The organism is Stenotrophomonas maltophilia group sp. msm4 (genome assembly GCF_032025605.1).
Lineage (GTDB): Bacteria > Pseudomonadota > Gammaproteobacteria > Xanthomonadales > Xanthomonadaceae > Stenotrophomonas > Stenotrophomonas sepilia.
On record NZ_JAVSKK010000004.1, the window covers coordinates 67,835 to 86,645 of the forward strand.

13 protein-coding genes are annotated in these 18,811 nt (G+C 67.4%); 9 read left to right on the forward strand and 4 right to left on the reverse strand.

Annotated features, from left to right (window positions below):
• Positions 1–270: 270 nt before the first annotated feature.
• Entirely contained in the window at positions 271–1,224 is a 954-nt protein-coding gene (locus tag ROV93_RS18705) for an AraC family transcriptional regulator (RefSeq protein ID WP_072167468.1), read from the forward strand.
• Between the two features lie 120 nt (positions 1,225–1,344).
• Here the strand turns inward: ROV93_RS18705 and ROV93_RS18710 are convergent, their stop codons facing one another.
• Positions 1,345–3,255, reverse strand: a complete 1,911-nt coding sequence (locus ROV93_RS18710; protein WP_088496135.1) for a CocE/NonD family hydrolase — start codon at positions 3,253–3,255, stop codon at positions 1,345–1,347.
• A gap of 261 nt (positions 3,256–3,516) precedes the next feature.
• Between ROV93_RS18710 and ROV93_RS18715 the strand changes: the two genes are divergently transcribed.
• From ROV93_RS18715 to mdtD, 3 genes are all read left to right on the forward strand, one after another.
• The gene (locus tag ROV93_RS18715; protein WP_053498927.1) at positions 3,517–3,756 is read left to right on the forward strand and encodes a WGR domain-containing protein; all 240 of its coding nucleotides are present in this window, start codon (positions 3,517–3,519) and stop codon (positions 3,754–3,756) included.
• Between the two features lie 25 nt (positions 3,757–3,781).
• Positions 3,782–4,864, forward strand: a complete 1,083-nt coding sequence (gene hemE, locus ROV93_RS18720) for a uroporphyrinogen decarboxylase (RefSeq protein ID WP_061478866.1) — start codon at positions 3,782–3,784, stop codon at positions 4,862–4,864.
• Between the two features lie 92 nt (positions 4,865–4,956).
• Complete coding sequence (gene mdtD, locus ROV93_RS18725; RefSeq protein WP_005418383.1) at positions 4,957–6,366, forward strand: multidrug transporter subunit MdtD; 1,410 nt, start codon at positions 4,957–4,959, stop codon at positions 6,364–6,366.
• Positions 6,367–6,737: 371 nt separating this feature from the next.
• Here mdtD and ROV93_RS18730 read toward each other — a convergent pair whose 3' ends face one another.
• Positions 6,738–10,265 (reverse strand): hybrid sensor histidine kinase/response regulator, encoded by a 3,528-nt coding sequence (locus tag ROV93_RS18730; protein ID WP_180890565.1) that lies wholly within the window; start codon positions 10,263–10,265, stop codon positions 6,738–6,740.
• 96 nt (positions 10,266–10,361) lie between these two features.
• Positions 10,362–13,904 carry an ATP-binding protein gene (locus tag ROV93_RS18735; protein WP_072168573.1) on the reverse strand — a complete coding sequence of 1,181 codons (3,543 nt, stop codon included), beginning with the start codon at positions 13,902–13,904 and terminating at the stop codon, positions 10,362–10,364.
• Positions 13,905–14,068: 164 nt separating this feature from the next.
• Between ROV93_RS18735 and ROV93_RS18740 the strand changes: the two genes are divergently transcribed.
• Genes ROV93_RS18740 through ROV93_RS18750 form a run of 3 tightly spaced genes read left to right on the forward strand, consistent with a single transcriptional unit; the run spans position 14,069 to position 15,860 of the window.
• A complete protein-coding gene (locus ROV93_RS18740; RefSeq protein WP_072168572.1) occupies positions 14,069–14,701 on the forward strand; it encodes a YceI family protein in 633 nt (210 codons plus the stop codon).
• A gap of 10 nt (positions 14,702–14,711) precedes the next feature.
• Positions 14,712–15,284, forward strand: a complete 573-nt coding sequence (locus ROV93_RS18745; RefSeq protein WP_005410672.1) for a cytochrome b — start codon at positions 14,712–14,714, stop codon at positions 15,282–15,284.
• 3 nt (positions 15,285–15,287) lie between these two features.
• A complete protein-coding gene (locus ROV93_RS18750; protein ID WP_072168571.1) occupies positions 15,288–15,860 on the forward strand; it encodes a YceI family protein in 573 nt (190 codons plus the stop codon).
• Positions 15,861–15,931: 71 nt separating this feature from the next.
• Here the strand turns inward: ROV93_RS18750 and ROV93_RS18755 are convergent, their stop codons facing one another.
• Positions 15,932–16,162 carry a glutaredoxin family protein gene (locus tag ROV93_RS18755; RefSeq protein WP_072168604.1) on the reverse strand — a complete coding sequence of 77 codons (231 nt, stop codon included), beginning with the start codon at positions 16,160–16,162 and terminating at the stop codon, positions 15,932–15,934.
• A 100-nt stretch (positions 16,163–16,262) separates the two neighbouring features.
• Between ROV93_RS18755 and ROV93_RS18760 the strand changes: the two genes are divergently transcribed.
• Positions 16,263–17,645, forward strand: coding sequence for an L-serine ammonia-lyase (locus ROV93_RS18760; RefSeq protein WP_049415888.1), 1,383 nt, complete (start codon positions 16,263–16,265; stop codon positions 17,643–17,645).
• A 127-nt stretch (positions 17,646–17,772) separates the two neighbouring features.
• The gene (locus ROV93_RS18765; RefSeq protein WP_072168570.1) at positions 17,773–18,768 is read left to right on the forward strand and encodes an alpha/beta hydrolase; all 996 of its coding nucleotides are present in this window, start codon (positions 17,773–17,775) and stop codon (positions 18,766–18,768) included.
• Positions 18,769–18,811: the final 43 nt, after the last annotated feature.

The window sequence follows — 18,811 nt, forward strand, 5'->3', positions numbered from 1 at the left end:
ACCTACCTTACGCGCGCGCCCGTGATGGCCGGGCTGACATCGCATCTCCAGATCGTTCCAGCCATGAAACCTCAACTGCAGTTTATGTATGGAATTGCGTACGGATATGCGTGCAAAACCCCGGCGTATGTTCTTCTGCTTTTTCACTTTGGCCGTAATCGCAAATCGTTTTGACCTTATCGAAGTCAAAAGCGCGCGAATCGCGGCGACAATGGGAAACGCTTCCAGTTTCTTCGACACATTCAATTCAACCTGTGTTTGCGCAGAGCGATGTCCCGATATTTCACTTTTGCTGATTACCGCCAGTTCGGCGAACGCCATGGCTACGACTACCGGATCGAAGGGAGTGAACTGCGCGACGACCAATGGGCAGGGCGTGGCGACGTCCACGAACAGTCACTGCGCGGTGGCCTGGGCCTGATCGCCTCGGACGTGCACAACCGGTTCACCTACACGGCCACCGCTGTGCACGGTGCCGGCCTGACCATCCGCCTGATGCTTCAGGGCGAAGTGGATGTCCAGTTTCCTCGTCGCAAGGGGTTCACCCTGCGCGCCGGCACAGGCATGACCACCAGCCACCATGAACCTGTGTCGATGGCCGGGCTGCATCCCGGTGGCAGCCACCTGCGCGGGGTCAGCTTGAGCGTACCGGCCGATCTGGACGTGGACATGCTGCGCCTGCCGGCACTGCAACGGGTCCTTCATTCCCCTCTGCAGTGCCGCCACTGGGCCATTCCGCATGCCTTGCTGCCGACGCTCGCCCAATTGTTCGACAGCCCCTGGCAGGACGACATCGATGCGCTGTGGCGCGAAGGCGTGGCCCTGCAGGTGTTGGCCGTCGGCCTGCAGGCCGAGGATATGCAGACCGAGCATGTACGCACGCTGCGCGCCGGCCAGCGCGAGCGGCTGGAGCGAGTGCGCAGCTATCTGCATGACGACCCCAGCCATGCCCACAGCCTGATCGAACTGGCCCAGCTGGCCTGCATGAGCCCCAGCTCCTTGCGTCGCCATTTTGCCCAGCAATATGGAAGCTCGGTGTTCGACTACCTGCATGAGCAGCGCATGCGCCATGCCGAACAGGGCCTGCGCGAGAACGGATGGACCGTCGAGCAGGCTGCCGCCGCCAGCGGCTACCGCCACCCCAGCAACTTCGCCGCCGCGTTCCGCAAGCGCTTCGGCCTGGTCCCCAGCCGCTGGCGCACGGGCCCGTCGAAGGTGGGCTGAAGGCCCGGGCCCTGGCAGGTGTCGACCTTGGTCGACACGCTCCTGCGCCATTGCGGATGCCGGCCAGCGGCCGGCACTACCACGTGCTACCAGGCACGGCCCGGCGCCCCCCTGCGGGCCTCAATACACCGGCAGATCGATGTAGCTGGCCTGCGCCGCGCTATGCCAGACCCGCTGCGTGGCCTTCTGGTAATCGCCCGGCTTGGCCAGGTAGATGTTCGGCACGTAGGTCTGCGGATTGCGGTCGTACAGCGGGAACAGGCTGGACTGCACCTGCACCATCACCCGGTGGCCCTTCTGGAACGTATGGTTGGCGTTGGGCAGATCGAAGCGATACGGCAGCACCTGGTTGGCGGCCAGCGGCTTCGGATCGCTGAAGCTCTCGCGGTAGCGGCCACGGAAGATCGCCAGCGACACCGGCAACTCATAGCCCCCCATTTCCGGCGTCGACGCTTCCTGGTCCGGATACACGTCGATCAGCTTCACCACCCAGTCACTGTCGGTGCCACTGGTCGAGGCCTGCAGATGCACCACCGGCGCGCCGCCGATGCGCAGCGGCGCGGTCAGCGGTTCGGTGATGAAGGTCAGCACGTCCGGGCGACCATCGACAAAGCGCTGGTCCTTGACCAGCCAGGTGGTCCACATGTCGCGGTCGCCGAAGCGCACCGGGCGCGGCACGAACGGCACCGGCTTGGCCGGGTCGGACACGTATTCCTCGAAATCACCCTCGCCCGCCGCCGGTGCCTGGAACGCCAGCTTGCCCCCGGCGCGCAGGTACAGCGGCTTGCTGCTGGCGGCACACCCCTTGTCGCAGCTGCGCGGCCAGCCCTTCAAGCGGTCCCAGTGGTTTTCGCCGGTGTTGTAGATCAGCACCGGTGGCGTATCGGCCTTCGGCGCGCCATCCACCAGGTACTGGTCAAAGAAGGGCTTGAGCACGTCGCGGCGGAACTGCAGCGCGGTATCGCCGTCGAACTTCAGCGCACCCAGTTCGCTGCCGCTGTAGTTCACCTGGCTGTGTCGCCACGGCCCCATCACCAGGTAATTGCGGTTGTTGCCGCTATCGCGTCCTTCCATCGCCTGATAGGCGTGGTTGGCACCCCACATGTCCTCCTGGTCCCACAGGCCCTGCAGCCACATGGTCGGCACCTTCAGCGGTGTCTTTGCCATCACCGCGTCCAGCGCCTGGCCCTGCCAGAAGCCGTCATAGGCCGGATGCTCGACCAGCTTCTTCCACCAGGTCAACTGGTCCACGCCGGTGAAACGCGCGTAGTCGCCTGCCGAGCCGATGCGCAGGAAGGTGCTGTAGTCGTCGTAGCCGAGGCTGGGCAGCGGCGTACCCTTGCCGCGCTTCTCGGTCTGCATGGCGAAGTAGTTGAAGTTGACCTGGCGGAACGCACCGTAGTTGAGCCAGTCGTCACCCATCCAGCCATCGACCATCGGGCTCTGTGGTGCGGCCACTTTCAGTGCCGGGTGCGGGTCGGTCAGCGCCATCACCACGGTGAAGCCCTCGTACGACGAGCCGAGCATGCCGACCTTGCCATTGCTCTCCGGCACGTTCTTCACCAACCAGTCGATGGTGTCCCAGGCGTCGGTGGAATGGTCGACTTTGGTGTTGTTCAACGGCCCGCGCAGCGGCCGGGTCATCACGTAATCGCCCTCGGAGCCATACTTGCCGCGGATATCCTGGAACACGCGGATGTAGCCGCCGTCGACAAACACCTCGTCACCCTGCGGCAACAGGTCGCGCATGCGCGGCGAATCACTGCGGCTGGCGCGACCGGCAGCATCATAGGGGGTCCGGGTCAGCAGGATCGGCGCATTGTGGGCGCCCTTGGGCACCACGATCACCGTGTACAGCTTGGTGCCATCACGCATCGGCACCATCACCACGCGCTTGTCATAGTCGCGACCGACATCCGGGGCAACGAACGGCTTGCCGCTGATATCCGGGGTCATCGGCGGGGTATCGGCGGCCAGCACGGTGCTGGACAGGCAAAGGGCAATGGCTACAGCGACGGCACGCACACGCATGGACAACCCCTCCCGGCAGGAAAGCCTCAAGCCTACTCCTGCCTGGCGCCGTGAAGTGTGCGCAGGCTTTGCATTCTTCGGTGGATGCGGGCAGGACTGATGGCACATGTGCCTGCGGTGCCGCTGCGCTCGTCGGCGAAAGGTAGTGCCGGCCGCTGGCCGGCAACCGCGTAACGCGCCCAGGATCATGAAGTTGCCGGCCAGCGGCCGGCACTGCCACGTTGCGGCAGGGGTCACCCCTGCCCCGCTACAATCGGCGCCATGCACGTCTACCTGCAACATCCCGACGCCGGTGCGCAGGCACCGCGTTTCCTGCGCCTGAGCCTGCAGCCGGACCTGTTCGGCGGTTGGGAGCTGCTGCGCGAGAGCGGCCGCGTCGGCAGCCGCTCGCAGCTGCGGCGCGAGCTGTTCCTGCAGGCCGACGACGCCCGCCACGCCTTCGAGAAGGCCCGCGATGCCGAACTGCATCGCGGCTTCCAGATCCTTTCGCACGGCGACTGACGCCGCTGCTCCTCCCGTCCAAGGAATGCCCATCGTGACCAGCCCTCTCCGCAACGATCGCCTGCTGCGCGCCCTGCGCCGCGAACCGGTGGACTGCACCCCCGTCTGGCTGATGCGCCAGGCCGGCCGCTACCTGCCGGAATACCGCGCGACCCGGACCAAGGCCGGTAGCTTCCTGGCCATGGCCAAGACCCCGGAGATCGCCTGCGAAGTCACCCTGCAGCCGCTGCGCCGCTTCCCGCTGGACGCAGCCATCCTGTTCTCGGACATCCTCACCATTCCCGATGCGATGGGCCTGGAGCTGTACTTCGTCGAAGGCGAAGGCCCGAAGTTCCGCCACCCGGTACGTGATGAAGCGGCCATCGCCAAGCTGGCGGTGCCGGACATGGAGCAGGACCTGGGCTACGTGATGGATGCGGTACGCCTGATCCGCCGCGAGCTGGACGGCCAGGTGCCGCTGATCGGCTTCTCCGGCAGCCCCTGGACGCTGGCCTGCTACATGGTGGAAGGCGGCGGCAGCAAGGATTTCGCACGCATCAAGGCGATGGCGCTGAACCATCCGCAGGCGCTGCACCGCCTGCTGGAGGTCACCACCGAAGCGGTGATCGCCTACCTCGGTGCGCAACGCGCGGCCGGTGCGCAGGCGCTGCAGGTGTTCGACACCTGGGGTGGCGTGCTGTCCCCGGCGATGTACCGCGAGTTCTCGCTGCGTTACCTGCAGCGGATTGCACAGGGCCTGGATCGCGGCGAAGGCAGCGAGCGCACGCCGCTGATCCTGTTCGGCAAGGGTACCGGCCTGCACCTGGAAGCACTGTCGCAGACCGGCGCCGATGCACTTGGCCTGGACTGGACGCTGGACCTGGACGAAGCAATGCGCCGCACCGGTGGTCGCGTCGCCCTGCAGGGCAACCTCGACCCGACCACGCTGTACGCCTCGCCGGATGCGATCGCCACGGCCGCAGCGCGCGTGCTCGACACCTATGCCGCCGGCAACGGCGGCTCGCGCGAAGGCCATGTGTTCAACCTCGGCCACGGCATGTCGCCGGACATGGACCCGGCGCACGTGCAGGTCCTGGTCGACGCGGTGCACGCGCACAGCCAACGCTGAGCATTCCGCATGCCATCACGGCGCGATGTTGATCGCGCCGTGACCCGCAGTGCGCGATCATGGCCGCCCCCACGTTGCACCGGCCGCACCCCATGTCCACATCGCCATCGACCTACAACCGCCAGCGTCCCCTGCTGTGGCTGGTGTCCCTGGCGATTTTCATGCAGATGCTGGACTCGACCATCGTCAACACGGCGTTGCCGGCGATGGCGGCCAGCCTGGGCGAGAGCCCGCTGCAGATGCAGTCGGTGGTGTTCAGCTATGCGCTGGCGGTCGCCACGTTCATTCCCGCCTCGGGCTGGATCGCCGACCGCTATGGCACCCGGCGCACCTTCCTGGTGGCGATCATTCTGTTCACCCTCGGCTCGCTGGCCTGCGCGTTGGCCCAGCACCTGCACCAGCTGGTTGGCGCGCGCGTGCTGCAGGGCATCGGCGGTGCGATGCTGCTGCCGGTCGGCCGGCTGGCGGTGATGCGCTCGGTGCCGCGCGAGGATTTCCTGCGCGCGATGAGCTTCATCGCCATCCCCGCGCTGGTCGGCCCGCTGATCGGCCCGACGCTGGGCGGCTGGCTGGTCGAGATCGCCTCATGGCACTGGGTGTTCCTGATCAACCTGCCGATCGGCGTGATCGGTTTCATCGCCGCGATGAAGATCATGCCCGACCACTACGCCAGCCATCGCACCCGTTTCGACCTGCGCGGCTACATCATGCTGGCCTTTGCGATGGTGGTGCTGTCGCTGGCATTGGACGGCATCTCCGGACTCGGCACCCCGCACGCGCTGGTGATGCTGATGACGGTCGCGGGCCTGGCTGCGCTGGTGGGCTACTGGCTGCATGCCGCCAATTCCACCGCGCCCTTGTTCTCGCTGGCCCTGTTCCGCGTACCCAGCTACCGCATCGGAATCCTCGGCAACCTGTTCTCGCGCATCGGCAGCAGCGCCATGCCGATGCTGATCCCGCTGCTGCTGCAGGTCGGCCTCGGTCTAGGCCCGATGAACGCCGGCCTGATGATGGTACCGGTGGCGGCCGCCGGCATGGTCTCAAAGAAACTGGCAGTGAAGCTGGTCGAACGTTACGGCTACCGCCGCGTGCTGATGACCAACACCGTGCTGGTGGGGCTGGCAATGGCCAGCTTCATCCTGATGACACCCGGCCAGCACCTGGCCTGGCGCCTGGTGCAGCTTGCATTCTTCGGCGCGGTCAATTCACTGCAGTTCACCGTGATGAACACCGTGACGCTGCGCGACCTTGACCGCGAATTCGCCAGTTCCGGCAACAGCCTGCTGTCGATGGTGATGATGCTGGCCGCCGGTTTCGGCGCCGCGGCGGCCGGCAGCCTGCTGGCCGCGTTCGGCAATCACCTGGACAGCAACAGCGCGACCGCCGCGCTGCATGCCACATTCCTGTGCGTGGGCGCCATCACCCTGACCTCGACGATGATCTTCTGGCAGCTGCCTGACACCAAGCCCGAACCGCGGCAGGTCGAGCACGTCGCGGAGTGAGGGTGGTTCGGCAGGGCCTGCGGCCCTGCACCCGCGGTAGTGCCGGCTGCTGGCCGGCAACAGCAACAGCCAAAGCGGCATTCCGTGGGTTGGCGGGGCGGTGTCGCAGTGCGGGGACGCCGCAAGTACGTCCCTGTAGGCTTGGCAGCCGCATCCATGCGGCTGACACCCCGCACTGCGACACCGCCCCACCTCTGACGGATTCCGGCGGCTCTTGGTAGGTGTCGACCTTGGTCGACACATCTGTCAGATATCGAAATCGATCTGGGGTCAGATCCGTTTTCCTACGGGAAACGGATCTGACCCCACGCCATTTCAACAGCTCGCAGAATTCTGTCGAAGGCGGGGTGGGTCCACAGGCCCTGCAGAACCTACCTACCCGTGACCCTGGCGATCGCTTCCACCAACAGCTCACCAGTCACCGGCTTGCGCAGGAAGCCGCCGATGCCGGCCGCTTCCACCTGTTGCTGCAGGTCCGGATCGGTCCTCGCGGTCACCGCCAGCAGCGGCAGCATGTAGCCCTGGTTGCGCAGGTGCTGGGCCAGTTCGAAACCGCTCAGGCCCGGCAGGTCCAAATCCAGCAGGCCGACATCGAAATCGCCGGCACTGACCTCGCGCAGCGCCGCCAGCGCATGGCCGGCATGCACCACCTCGTGGCCGCGTGCGCTCAACAGGCCACGCACCACGTCGGCCACGGTGGCATCGTCCTCGACCAGCAGCACCCGCAGCGGCGGCATGTTCGCCGCTTCGTCGCGATGCCCCTCGGCCGATGCCTCGGCATCGCTGTTCACCACCAGCGGCAACGGCAAGGTCACGCCGAAACAGGTGCCCCGGCCCAGCTGGCTCTCCACCTGGATCCGCCCCTGCATCGCATGCGCCAGCTCGCGGCAGATCGCCAGACCGAGGCCACTGCCACCGTACTGCGCGGCGGTACGGGCACCATCGGCCTGCTCGAAGCGACGGAACAGGCGCTGCTGCTGTTCCTGGCTGATGCCCGGGCCGGTATCGCGCACCTCGAAGTGCAGCGCGCGCAGCTCGCCATCGCAACGTGCGTGCAGGGTGATAGTGCCGCGGCTGGTGAATTTCACTGCGTTCGACAGCAGGTTGAGCAGGATCTGCCGCACGCGCATGGCATCACCGGTCGCCTGCAGGCCCGGCGGCAGCTGATTGTCGAGGACGAAGCGCAGGCCCTTCTGTGCAGCCAGCGGGCCCATCAGCGCCGCCAGATCCTGCAACAGGCCATTCAACGCAAACGACTGCGACTGCAGTTCCAGGCGCCCGGACTCGATTCGCGCCAGGTCCAGCGCATCGTTGACCAGGTGCAGCAGGTGCTCGCCCGCATGCCGGATCGACTGCGTGTAGCCACGCTGCTGCGGGTCCAGTGGCGAGGCCAGCAGCAGCTCGCTCATGCCCAGCACGCCGGTCATCGGCGTGCGGATCTCATGGCCAAGGTTGGCCAGGAAGCGGGTCTTGGCCGCCGAGGCCTGCTCGGCAAGCTCCTGCTTGTGCAGCGCCAGCTGGTAGGCATGGCGCCGCTGCAGGCGGCGTCGGTACAACCAGGCGAACCAGCTGGTCAGCAGCAACCCGACCGACGCCAGCACCAGCAGGCCGGACAGGCTGCGCCACCACGGCGGCTGCACGCGGAATTCCAGGCTCTGCACCCGCGACCACACATGGTCGGCCGAGCGTGCCTGCACTTCCAGCCGGTAGCTGCCCGGCGCCAGGCGCGAGAACAGGCGCTCGCCGGCCGGGCCGACTTCGACCCAATCGGGGTCGTAGCCGGCCAGGCGGTAGCGGTACGTATTGGACGCCGAGTCGGCGAAGGACAGCAATCGCGCGACGATGCGCAGGTCGCGGTCGCCATCGGCGATCTGCAACGGCGCATCGTGGGTCATGTCCAGCACCTGCTCGTTGCGGCGCACTTCCACCCGCTCGATCACCAGCGGGGCGCGACGGACCGAAGGCCGTACCTGCTCCGGGTCGAACACCACCGCGCCCGCTGCCGTTCCGGCCACCAGGTGGCCATCGGCCGCTGCGATCAAGGTGTGCTCGCGGAATTCCTGGCTGGGCAGCCCATCATGCACGCCGTACAGGCGCACGCTCTGCCCATCGGCACTGACGCGTACCAGGCCGCGTGCGCTGGTCGCCCAAGCCACGCCCTGCGCATCCACCACCAGGCCGGAGGCGGAGATCGCCGGATAGCCCTGTTCGGCACCGACCACCGCCTGCCGTTCCAGGCGTCCCTGGCTCCAGCGGTAACGGGACAGGCGACCATCCTCGGACAACCAGACCTGGCCGTCACGGCCCACATGCAACGCATGGATCGCCGTTGCCGGCGCACCCGGCACCGGCTGGAAGCGCTCGCTTTCCGGCAGCCACTGCAGCAGGCCACGGCTGCTGGCCAGCCAGATGTGGTCCTGCGGCCCGCATTCCACATCAAGGTTGAGCTGGCCCTGCTGCAGGCCGCGCTGGCCATTGTCCAGCTGGCGCCGCACGTGGCCGTCGAGGTCGCGCTGCTGCAGGCCCGCGGGCAGCATCAACCAGAGGCTGTCGCCGTCGCAGGTCATCATCGCTTCGACGACCCCTTCCATCGCCGCATCTGCACCGGCATCACGGCCCCAACGACGCAGTTCGCGCCGTTGCGGGTCGTAGCGCACCAGCGCATCGGTCGATCCAATCCAGACCTGCCCACGCCGGTCCTCACGCACCGAGGTCAACCAGTGCATGCCGTTGACCCAGGTGCGATGCTGCTCGATCCTGCCGGTCTTCGGATCGAAGCGGTCCAGCGCGCCATGGCTGCCCACCGTCCAGACGCCGCCGTTGCTGGAGGGGCTGGTACCCAGCACGAGCGCATTGCGCAGCGAGCTGGGGTCGTCCTCCAGGCGCGACAGCACCGAGAACTGCCACCAGCGTGGCAGCAGGTGCCACAGCCCGGCATTGGTGCTGGCCAACCAGATGCCACCTTCGCGGTCCTCGTAGGCACCGGTCCAGTTCGGCCGTACCGGACCGCGCGCGATCACGCTGTACAGCGGCACGGTCTGGTACTGGCCATCGACCGCACGCCCCAGCCCGGTGCGTGTATCCAGCCAGTGCCCGCCCTGCTCGTCGCGCAGCATCATGCCCAGCACCTGCTCGCCCGGCGGCAGCTTCCACGGGGGGGCTTCGAAGCGGCCATCCGGGCGGCGCACGGTGGCGCCGGCCATCGTGCTGATCCACAGGCTGCCATCCGGTTCGGCGGTCAGCCCGTTGATCAGCAGGCTGGGGATGATGTCCGTACCGACACGCTCGAAGTCGGTCCCGGTCCAGCGCGCCACGCCATGCTTGGTGCCGATCCACAGGCTGCCATCGGCCAGCGTGGCCAGGTAGGACACCGACGACGAAGGCAGGCTGCGCGGATTGTTCGGCTCGGGCAGGAAGCGCTGCAGGCGATCCTGGCTGTCCAGGCGGTACAGGCCGCCTTCGTGGGTACCGAACCAGATCGAGCCATCAGGCGTGCTGGCCAGGCTCCAGACCGTGTTGGTACCCATCAACGGCTGGCTGCTGCGGTCGTAGAAGTGCAGCTGGCGGCGGTCGGCCGACATGCGCACCAGGCCGGCGTTCTCGGTGCCTATCCACAACTGGTTGCGGGCATCGACCAGCACCGTCCAGATGCGGTTGTCACGCAGTCCATCCTCGGAACGCCACACGCGGTAGGTGCGGCCGTCATAGCGGGCCAGGCCATCGTTGGTGGCGATCCACAGGTAGCCGTAACGGTCCTCGGCCATGCGGTTGACGGTATTGGACGGCAGGCCATCGAACACCGTCACCTGCCGCGGGCTCGGAGGCACCGGCTGTGCCGCAGCGGGCAACGCGCAGCACAGGAGGACCAGCAGCAGCATCGCCGCCCGCAGATACACCACCGATTGCCTCCTCACGCTGGTCCTGATGATTCCCGCGCAGCGGGCGTCGGCATGGTAAACCGAAAGTCGCGCCGTTCACGCCCGGCGTCGGCGTCGTCACGCGGTCGCCTGTCGTTTCGCACGCGCCTGGGCGATGGCCGTCACCAGCAGGTCGCCGGTCACCGGCTTGCGCAGGAAGCCATCGAAGCCTGCGGCCAGCACCTGGGTTTCGGCATAGGCATCGGAACGGGCGGTCACCGCCACCAGCGGCAGTTCATAGCCCATGGTGCGCAGCTGGCGGGCGATGGCCGTACCATCCAGCGCGGGCAGATCGAGATCGAGCAGGCCGACGTCGAAACCATCGGTGGCGATCTCCGACAGCGCGCCCAGGCCATGCAGCACGTGGACCACCTCATGCCCGCGCACGCGCAGCAGGCCGGCGATGACCTCGGCCACCGTGGCATCGTCCTCGACCAGCAGGATGCGCAGCGGCGGCAGTTCCGGCAGGGCCGCCACGTCGCCCGCACTGTTGGCGGCCTGGCGCGTCCAGGGCAGGGGCAGGCGCACGCGGAACCGCGCGCCCTTGCCAGGCTGGCTGTCCACTTCGATGCGCCCCCCCATCGCCACCGCCAGTTCCTGGCAGATCGCCAACCCCAGGCCACTGCCGCCGTAGCGCGACGCGGTACGCGGGCCGTCGGCCTGTTCGAAACGATGGAACAGGCGCTGCTGCTGCTCGGCGTTGATGCCCGGGCCGCTGTCATGGACTTCGAAACACAGGCCGCCCTTTTCTTCCAGGCGTACGGCCAGGCCGACGTGGCCGCGCTCGGTGAATTTGATCGCGTTGCCGAGCAGGTTCAGCAGGATCTGGCGCACGCGCATCTCGTCGCCACTGACACTGATCGGCCCGGGCGGGTCTTCGCCGCGCTGGAACACCAGCTGGCGTTGCTGCGCCATCGGCTGCATCAGGCCCTGCACCTGGTCCAGCAGCTCCCCCAGATCGAACGGGCGCAGGTCCAGCTCCAGCCGCCCGGCTTCGATCCGGGCCAGGTCCAGGGCATCGTTGACCAGCCGCAGCAGATGGCTGCCGGCCTGCTGGATGGACCCGGCGTAGCCGCGCTGCACCGGATCCAGCGGGGTCGCCAGCAGCAGTTCGCTCATGCCCAGCACGCCGGTCATCGGCGTGCGGACTTCGTGGCCCAGCGTGGCCAGGAAACGGCTCTTGGCCTGCGAGGCCTGCTCGGCCAGCTGCTGCTTGTGCACCGTCAGCTGCCATTGCTGGCGGCGGCGCAACCGCGCGCGGATCGACCAGACCAGAACCACCAGCAGCAACGACCCCAGCAGGATGTAGCCGAATATCGCCATGCCGCTGCGCCACCACGGCGGCAGCACCTTCACCTGCAACTGCTGCGAAGGCGTCCACGTGCCCCGGGCAGTCGCAGCCTGCACCTCGATGACATAGCGGCCGGTCGGCAGCCGCGACAGGGTGCGCTGGCCATCGCCCCCCTGCTCCACCCAGTCCTGGTCGTAACCCTGCACGCGGAAGCGGTACCGGTTGCCCTGCGGGCTGGCATAGGACAGCAGCCGCGCATCGATCTGCAGATCGCGGTCGTCCGGTCCCAGCAGCAGGGTGCCAGTAAGCGGCAACGGTTGCCAGCCGCGTGCGTCGTCGCGCCGCACACGCACTTCGGCGATCACCAGCGATGAAGGCGGCAGCACGGTGTCGTCGGCATTCACATCAAAGGCGACCAGGCCGGTCTGGGTAACCGCCAACACGCGGCCATCGGCATTCACCGCAGGTGGCCGACCGGTGAACTCGGCATCGGACAGGCCATCGCGTTCGTTGAACTGTTGCAGGCGCCGCGTCTTCGGGTCCCACCGCAGCAGGCCGCGCGGCGTCGTGGCCCAGAGCTGGCCATTGTCGGCCAGCGCCAGCCCCCCCATGGTCACCGGCGGCACGCCCGCACTGCCGTCGATGCGCTGGATCAGGCGCAGGCTCATGCCATCCCACTGGTAGCGCTCGAAGGCGCCTTGGCGCGCCAGCCACAACTGCTGCGGATCGATCCATACCAGATCGTAGATCGGGCCGCGCGACACGCCGGGCACTGCCTCGAAGCGTCCGGCCTGCTCACGCCAGATGCCCATGTCGCCCATCACCCAGGGCCGGCCTTGGGCGTCGAAGCGAATCTGCTCGATCGGCGCATCGGCCGTCCCGCGGAAATGTTCCAGCGGATGACTGTGCAGCAGCCGGCCCTCTGCATCGCGCTGCTGCAGGTCCAGGCCCATCACCGACACCCACACCGTGCCATCAGGGGCCTGCCGCATCAGGTCGATGCGCTGGCGCAGGTCGGCACTGCCATCGATCCGCAGGTCACGCAATGCGCCGGTGGCCGGATCGTAGACGGTGATGCGGCCGCCGCGTCCCAGCCACAGGCGACCATCCGGGCGCGGCAGCACCGACCACACCACGCCGTTGCCGAGCTGCCGGTCGCTGGCCAGCAGACGCAGGGTGCCCTGCGCATCGAGCTGGTACACCCCTCGCGCCGAGCCGACGTAGTAGTTCTTCCCATCGCTGGCCGCGCTCAACAGGTACTGGCTGTCCAGGGGCTTGCCGTCGAGCTGGTTCCAGATCGAGAAGCGCCGCCAGTCCGGTGGCAGATAGGCCAGGCCCTGGGTCAGCAACGCCACCCACAGTCCGCCCTCGTGGTCCTGCAGCAGGTCAAGCACACCGCTGTGCGCGGTCAGGAAGCCGCTGCCGCGGTCCCCCTCCAGGCGGCGCAACGCCGCCGCATCCCCTCGCAACAGGCCATCGGAGGTACCCGCCCAGTAGCCCCCCTGGCGATCGGCCAGGACCAGGGCCGACCGCAGCTGGGCACTGTCGGCCCATCGCGGGCGACTGACCCGGTCCTGCCCATCGATGCGGTAGAGGCCATCGTTCTGGCTGCCTACCCAGATCGAACCGTCTGCATCACGGCTCAACCGGAGCACGCTCAGCCTACCCAGTTCCCGCGCGGCCACCGGCTCGAAGCCGCTGCCGTTCCAACGCGCCACACCGGCTTCGGTGCCGACCCACAGGCGGCCCCGCGCGTCGACTAGGCTGGTGAAGATGCTGTTGCTGGGCAGGCCACCCGGGTGCGCCGGATCATGGGTGTAGAGGCGCACGCTGCCGTCTTCGCCGAAACGGCAGACGCCATGGTTGTTGGTCCCGATCCACAAGGCGTCGTCGACATAGGCCAGTGCCCAGAACTGCCCCTGGCAGGTGGAATTGACCGTATCGAAGGTCTGGAAGCGTTCGCGGTCGGCATCCAGGCGTGCCACGCCCTTGCCATTGATGCCCACCCAGACCCGGTCCAGCGGGTCGATCAGCAGGGTCTCGATCTCGTTGCCTGGCAACGAGCCCGGCTGTTCCGGGTCGTGCTCCCAGACCCGCAGGCTGTTGCCGTCATAGCGGGCGAGTCCACCATCGGTGGCGGCCCATACGTGGCCCTGGCGATCCTCGGCCAGCGCCACCACCATGCGAGACGGCAAGCCTTCGGCGGCACCGAAGCGGCGCAGGCGTGGTGTTTCTGCCATGTGCAGGGTCGCAGCCGCCGTGGCCATCGCCACCAGCAGCAGTCCCATACCTGCGATGCCACGGCACCACAGGCGCCAGCCGCTCGTCATCCTGAACCCCCTGTCCTGCGCCGATTGTCACACAGGGCCGGGGTCATGGCTGCAACAGCCTGTTTCCAGCGGCGGCACCACCACGAACTGTTGCACCCATGCACGCAACGTTGGCAGGGGGCTGTGCGTATGATCGCAGCGTCCCCTTCCGGAGCCCGCCATCGATGCGTCCCTGTCTGGCCCTGCTGCCGATGCTGCTCGCCACCGCCCCTGCCTGGGCGGCCGCTGACACCTATCGCCTCGATCCGGTGCACACGCGGGTGCTGTTCTCGATCGACCACGCAGGCTACTCGCAGGCCATGGGCACGGTATCGGGCAGCGAGGGGCGCGTGCGGTTCGATCCCGACAACTGGCGCGACGCCACCGTGGAAGTGGATATCCCGGTGTCGCGACTGGACCTTGGTGATGCCAAGTGGAACCAGGCCACGTTGGCCCGCAGCCTGCTCGACGGCGAGCGTTTCCCGACCGCGCGATTCGTCTCCACCAAGGTCGAGCCGATCGATGCCAGGCGCGCCCACGTGACCGGCACGCTGACCCTGCGCGGGGTCAGCCAGGAAGTCACGCTGGATGTCACCCTCAACGCCATCAAGCGCTACCCGCTTCCCCCGTTCCGACGCACCGCCGGTTTTTCCGCCAGCACCACGCTGAGCCGGCGCGCGTTCGGCATCACCGCCTGGCCGGGCGTCATCGGTGATGCAGTACAGCTGAGGATCGAGGCTGAAGCCACCCTCGACCGCAGCGACGCCCCGGGAACTCCCGCTCCCGTTCCGCACTCCGACCCCAAGACGGCCCGCTAGAGGACCCCTCATGACCGCCAAGAACACCCCCGCCGCCTGGGGGAGTGTCAGCCAGATCCTGCATTGGTTGATCGCACTGCTGATCCTCGCCCTGGGCGTGGTCGGCCTGACCATGGGTGAACTGCCCAAGACCCCGAAGTACTTCTGGGTCTACACCGCGCACAAGTCGATCGGCATCACCGTGCTGGCGCTGGTGCTGTTCCGCCTGGGCTGGCGCCTGTACGCCGGTGCACCGAAGCCGGTGCCGGGCGTGCCCAGCTGGCAGGAGCGCATCGCCAGTGCCACCCACGTGCTGCTGTACGTGCTGATGTTCGCCATCCCGCTGTCGGGCTGGCTGTACGACTCGGCCAGCGGCCTGCGCCCGTTCCGCTGGTTCGGCCTGGTCGACGTGCCCAAGCTGAGCGGTCCCGACCCGCAGGTTGTCGCGGTATCGCATGCCATCCACGAATACGGCTTCTGGCTGTTGATCGCGGTGGTGCTGGCCCATGCCGGCGCTGCCTTCTACCACCACCTGTTCCAACGCGATGCAACGCTGTCCCGCATGTTGCCGCGCGGCTGGCTCGCCTCCCCTCAGAAGGACTGACCGATGAACCTGAAACTGACCACTCCGGCCGCCGTGGCCGCCGCCCTGGCCGGCATGCTGGCCACCGCTCCGGCACTCGCTGCCGATTACGCGCAGGCTCCCGGCGCCGGTTCGATCCTGGTGTTCGCCACCAAGTACGACGGCGAAGTGTTCACCGGCAGCTTCCCGGGCTTCGCCACCAAGCTCAGCTTCGACCCGGCCAACCCGGCCGCCGGTTCGCTGGACGTGGTGATCCCGCTGGCCGGTGCCAAGAGCGGCAACAGCGACCGCGATTCGACCCTGCAGGGTGCCGACTTCTTCAATGTTGGCAAGTTCGCCACCGCACGCTACACCGCCAAGGGCTTCCGCGCGGTGGGCAACAACCAGTTCGCCGCCGATGGCACACTGGAGCTGCGCGGCGTCAGCAAGCCGGTCACCCTCACCTTCACCTGGAAGCCGGGCACCCAGCCGGTGCTGACCGGCAAGGCCACGGTCAAGCGCCTGGACTTCGGTGTCGGCGGCGGTGACTGGGCCGACACCAAGACCATCCCGGACGAAACCGCGATCAGCACGATCGTGAAGTTCGACGCGAAATAAACCGCATCGGGTAGTGCCGGCCGCTGGCTGGCATCACCGGGAACAGAGGGGTTGCCGGCCAGCGGCCGGCACTACCGATCGACGGCCAACCACGCCCGAACCGTGGCGGCGTCGAACGGCCAGTCCAGCTCGCGGTCGCCGCGCTCGTCACGCAGCACAGGCACCCGCGTGCCATAGCGCGCTTCCAGCGCCGGCTGGTCGTCCAGGAACAGCGATTCGAACTCCGGCGCCCGTGCCCTCGCCAGCTCGGCCAGGGCCATGTCGCACAGGTGGCAATCGTCACGTTGGATAAGGGTCAACACCGGCCGGGCTCCCGTGGCGGAAATGCTGCGCCGCAGCCATGGAAGTGCGGCGTGAACCGCTAGAATAGCGATCTCTTCCGGTACCCGCAGTACGGCAATCATGGCTGTCAGCACGTTCGACGTTTTCAAGATCGGCATTGGCCCGAGTTCCTCGCACACCGTCGGGCCGATGAAGGCCGCCGAGCGATTCATCCATCGCTGGCTGCTCGACCCGGGCCGCCTGCACGAGGTCGCGCGCATCCGCGCCGATGTCTATGGCTCGCTGGCACTGACCGGCCGCGGCCACGGCACCGACAAGGCGATCCTGCTGGGCCTGGAAGGCCAGCGGCCGAACCTGATCGACCCGGACATCATTCCGGCCACGCTGGAGCGCATCCGCAGCAGCAAGCGCATCCAGCTGATGGGCCAGCACGAGATCGCCTTCGACGAGAAGCGCGACCTCGGCATGAACAAGCGCCAGAAGCTGCCCTACCACACCAACGGCATGCGCTTCACTGCCTACAACGCCGACGACGAAGTGATCGCCACCCGCGACTACTACTCGGTGGGCGGCGGCTTCGTGGTCAACCAGGACGACGCGGCCGATGATCGCATCGTGCCCGACGAGACCCCGCTGCCCTACCCCTTCAAGAGCGGCGATGAGCTGCTGGCGCAGACCGCGCGCAGCGGCCTGAGCATTGCCCAGCTGATGTTCGAGAACGAGAAGTGCTGGCGCAGCGAAGACGAGATCCGCGCGCAGCTGCGCGAGATCTGGAGTGCGATGCAGTCGTGCGTGGCGCGCGGCATCCGCGAGGAAGGCGTGCTGCCGGGTGGCCTGAAGGTGGGCCGTCGTGCACCGGCGCTGTACCGCGAGCTGTCGTCGAAGCCGGAAGCGGCGATGCGCGACCCGCTGACCACGCTGGACTGGGTCAACCTGTACGCGCTGGCCGTGAACGAGGAGAACGCGGCCGGTGGCCGTGTGGTGACCGCGCCGACCAACGGTGCGGCCGGTGTGCTGCCGGCGGTGCTGCACTACTTCGACCGCTTCTGCCCGGGCGCGAACGAACAGCGCGTGTTCGACTTCCTGCTGACCTCGGCGGCGATCGGCATCCTCTACAAGGAAAACGCCTCGATTTCCGGCGCCGAAGTGGGCTGCCAGGGCGAGGTTGGCGTGGCCTGCTCGATGGCGGCCGGCGGCCTGGTCGCGGCACTGGGTGGCAACCCCAGCCAGATCGAGAACGCCGCAGAAATCGGCATGGAACACAACCTGGGCCTGACCTGCGACCCGATCGGTGGCCTGGTGCAGATCCCCTGCATCGAACGCAACGCGATGGGCGCGGTGAAGGCGATCAATGCCTCGCGCATGGCGATGCGTGGCGACGGCAAGCACAAGGTGTCGCTGGACAAGGTGATCAAGACCATGCGCGATACCGGCCGCGACATGCAGGACAAGTACAAGGAAACCAGCCGCGGTGGCCTGGCAGTGAACGTCATCGAGTGCTGAGTTGTAGAGCCGGGCACCTGCCCGGCTGATGGGGCAGGAGCAGCCGGGGGTGGCCCCGGCTCTACATCGGACGACACCATCACCGCGTTCCGGTTAGGCTCGGGGCTCCCCCATCCCGGATTGCCCCATGCGCGTGATCGCTGCTGCCCTGCTTGCCTGCCTTCCGCTGCCTGCCCTGGCCGCGCCCAGCTACGGGCCGCGCCTGGAGGGCTTCGACTACGGCTATCCGGTGAAGACCTTCGCGCTGGAATCGCAGCGGCAGCCGCTGGAGATGGCCTACCTGGACATCGCACCGAAGAAGACTCCGATCGGCGTGGTGGTGCTGCTGCATGGCAAGAACTTCTGTGCGGCCACCTGGAAGGAATCGATCAAGCCGCTGGTTGCCGCCGGCTACCGGGTGATCGCTCCGGACCAGGTCGGCTTCTGCAAATCCAGCAAGCCCGAGCGCTACCAGTACACGTTCGCACAGCTGGCAGCCAACACCCATGCCCTGCTGCAGCAGCTGCAACTGGGCGACGTGCCAGTGCACCTGGTCGGACATTCGATGGGCGGCATGCTGGCGGTGCGCTACGCGCTGATGTACCCGCAGGACCTGCGCAGCCTATCGCTGGTCAACCCGATCGGACTGGAAGACTGGAAGGCGCTGGGCGTGCCCTGGCGCAGCGTGGACGCGTGGTATGCCGGTGAAATGAACATCAGCTACGACAGCATCCGCCGCTACCAGCTGGATGTGTACTACGACGGCAAATGGAAGCCGGCCTACGAACCCTGGGCGCGGATGCAGTCAGGCATGTACGAAGGGCCCGGCAAGCAGGCCGTCGCATGGAGCCAGGCGCTGGCCTCGGACATGGTGTTCAACCAGCCGGTGGTCTACGAACTGAAGAACCTGCAGGTGCCGACTACGTTGTTCATCGGGCAGAAGGACCGCACCGCGATCGGCCGCGACCTGGCGCCGCCTGCGGTGAAGGCGACGCTGGGCAACTATTCGGTGCTCGGCAAGTCCGCGGCCGCGACGATTCCCGGCGCCACGCTGGTCGAGTTCGCCGAACTGGGCCATTCGCCGCAGGTGCAGGACCCGAAGCAGTTCAACGCCGCGTTGCTGAAGTCCTTGAAGTCACGCTGACCGGCAGGGCGCCCCTGTAGAGCCGAGCCCATGCTCGGCTCAT

What these genes read in the sequence shown, in the direction of transcription:
- ROV93_RS18750 (WP_072168571.1), top strand. Translation starts at nt 15,288, where the DNA reads ATGAACCTGAAACTGACCACTCCGGCCGCCGTGGCCGCCGCCCTGGCC.
- ROV93_RS18745 (WP_005410672.1), top strand. Translation starts at nt 14,712, where the DNA reads ATGACCGCCAAGAACACCCCCGCCGCCTGGGGGAGTGTCAGCCAGATC.
- hemE (WP_061478866.1), top strand. Translation starts at nt 3,782, where the DNA reads ATGCCCATCGTGACCAGCCCTCTCCGCAACGATCGCCTGCTGCGCGCC.
- ROV93_RS18735 (WP_072168573.1), bottom strand. Translation starts at nt 13,904, where the DNA reads ATGACGAGCGGCTGGCGCCTGTGGTGCCGTGGCATCGCAGGTATGGGA.
- ROV93_RS18715 (WP_053498927.1), top strand. Translation starts at nt 3,517, where the DNA reads ATGCACGTCTACCTGCAACATCCCGACGCCGGTGCGCAGGCACCGCGT.
- ROV93_RS18765 (WP_072168570.1), top strand. Translation starts at nt 17,773, where the DNA reads ATGCGCGTGATCGCTGCTGCCCTGCTTGCCTGCCTTCCGCTGCCTGCC.
- ROV93_RS18740 (WP_072168572.1), top strand. Translation starts at nt 14,069, where the DNA reads ATGCGTCCCTGTCTGGCCCTGCTGCCGATGCTGCTCGCCACCGCCCCT.
- ROV93_RS18710 (WP_088496135.1), bottom strand. Translation starts at nt 3,255, where the DNA reads ATGCGTGTGCGTGCCGTCGCTGTAGCCATTGCCCTTTGCCTGTCCAGC.
- ROV93_RS18760 (WP_049415888.1), top strand. Translation starts at nt 16,263, where the DNA reads ATGGCTGTCAGCACGTTCGACGTTTTCAAGATCGGCATTGGCCCGAGT.
- mdtD (WP_005418383.1), top strand. Translation starts at nt 4,957, where the DNA reads ATGTCCACATCGCCATCGACCTACAACCGCCAGCGTCCCCTGCTGTGG.
- ROV93_RS18705 (WP_072167468.1), top strand. Translation starts at nt 271, where the DNA reads ATGTCCCGATATTTCACTTTTGCTGATTACCGCCAGTTCGGCGAACGC.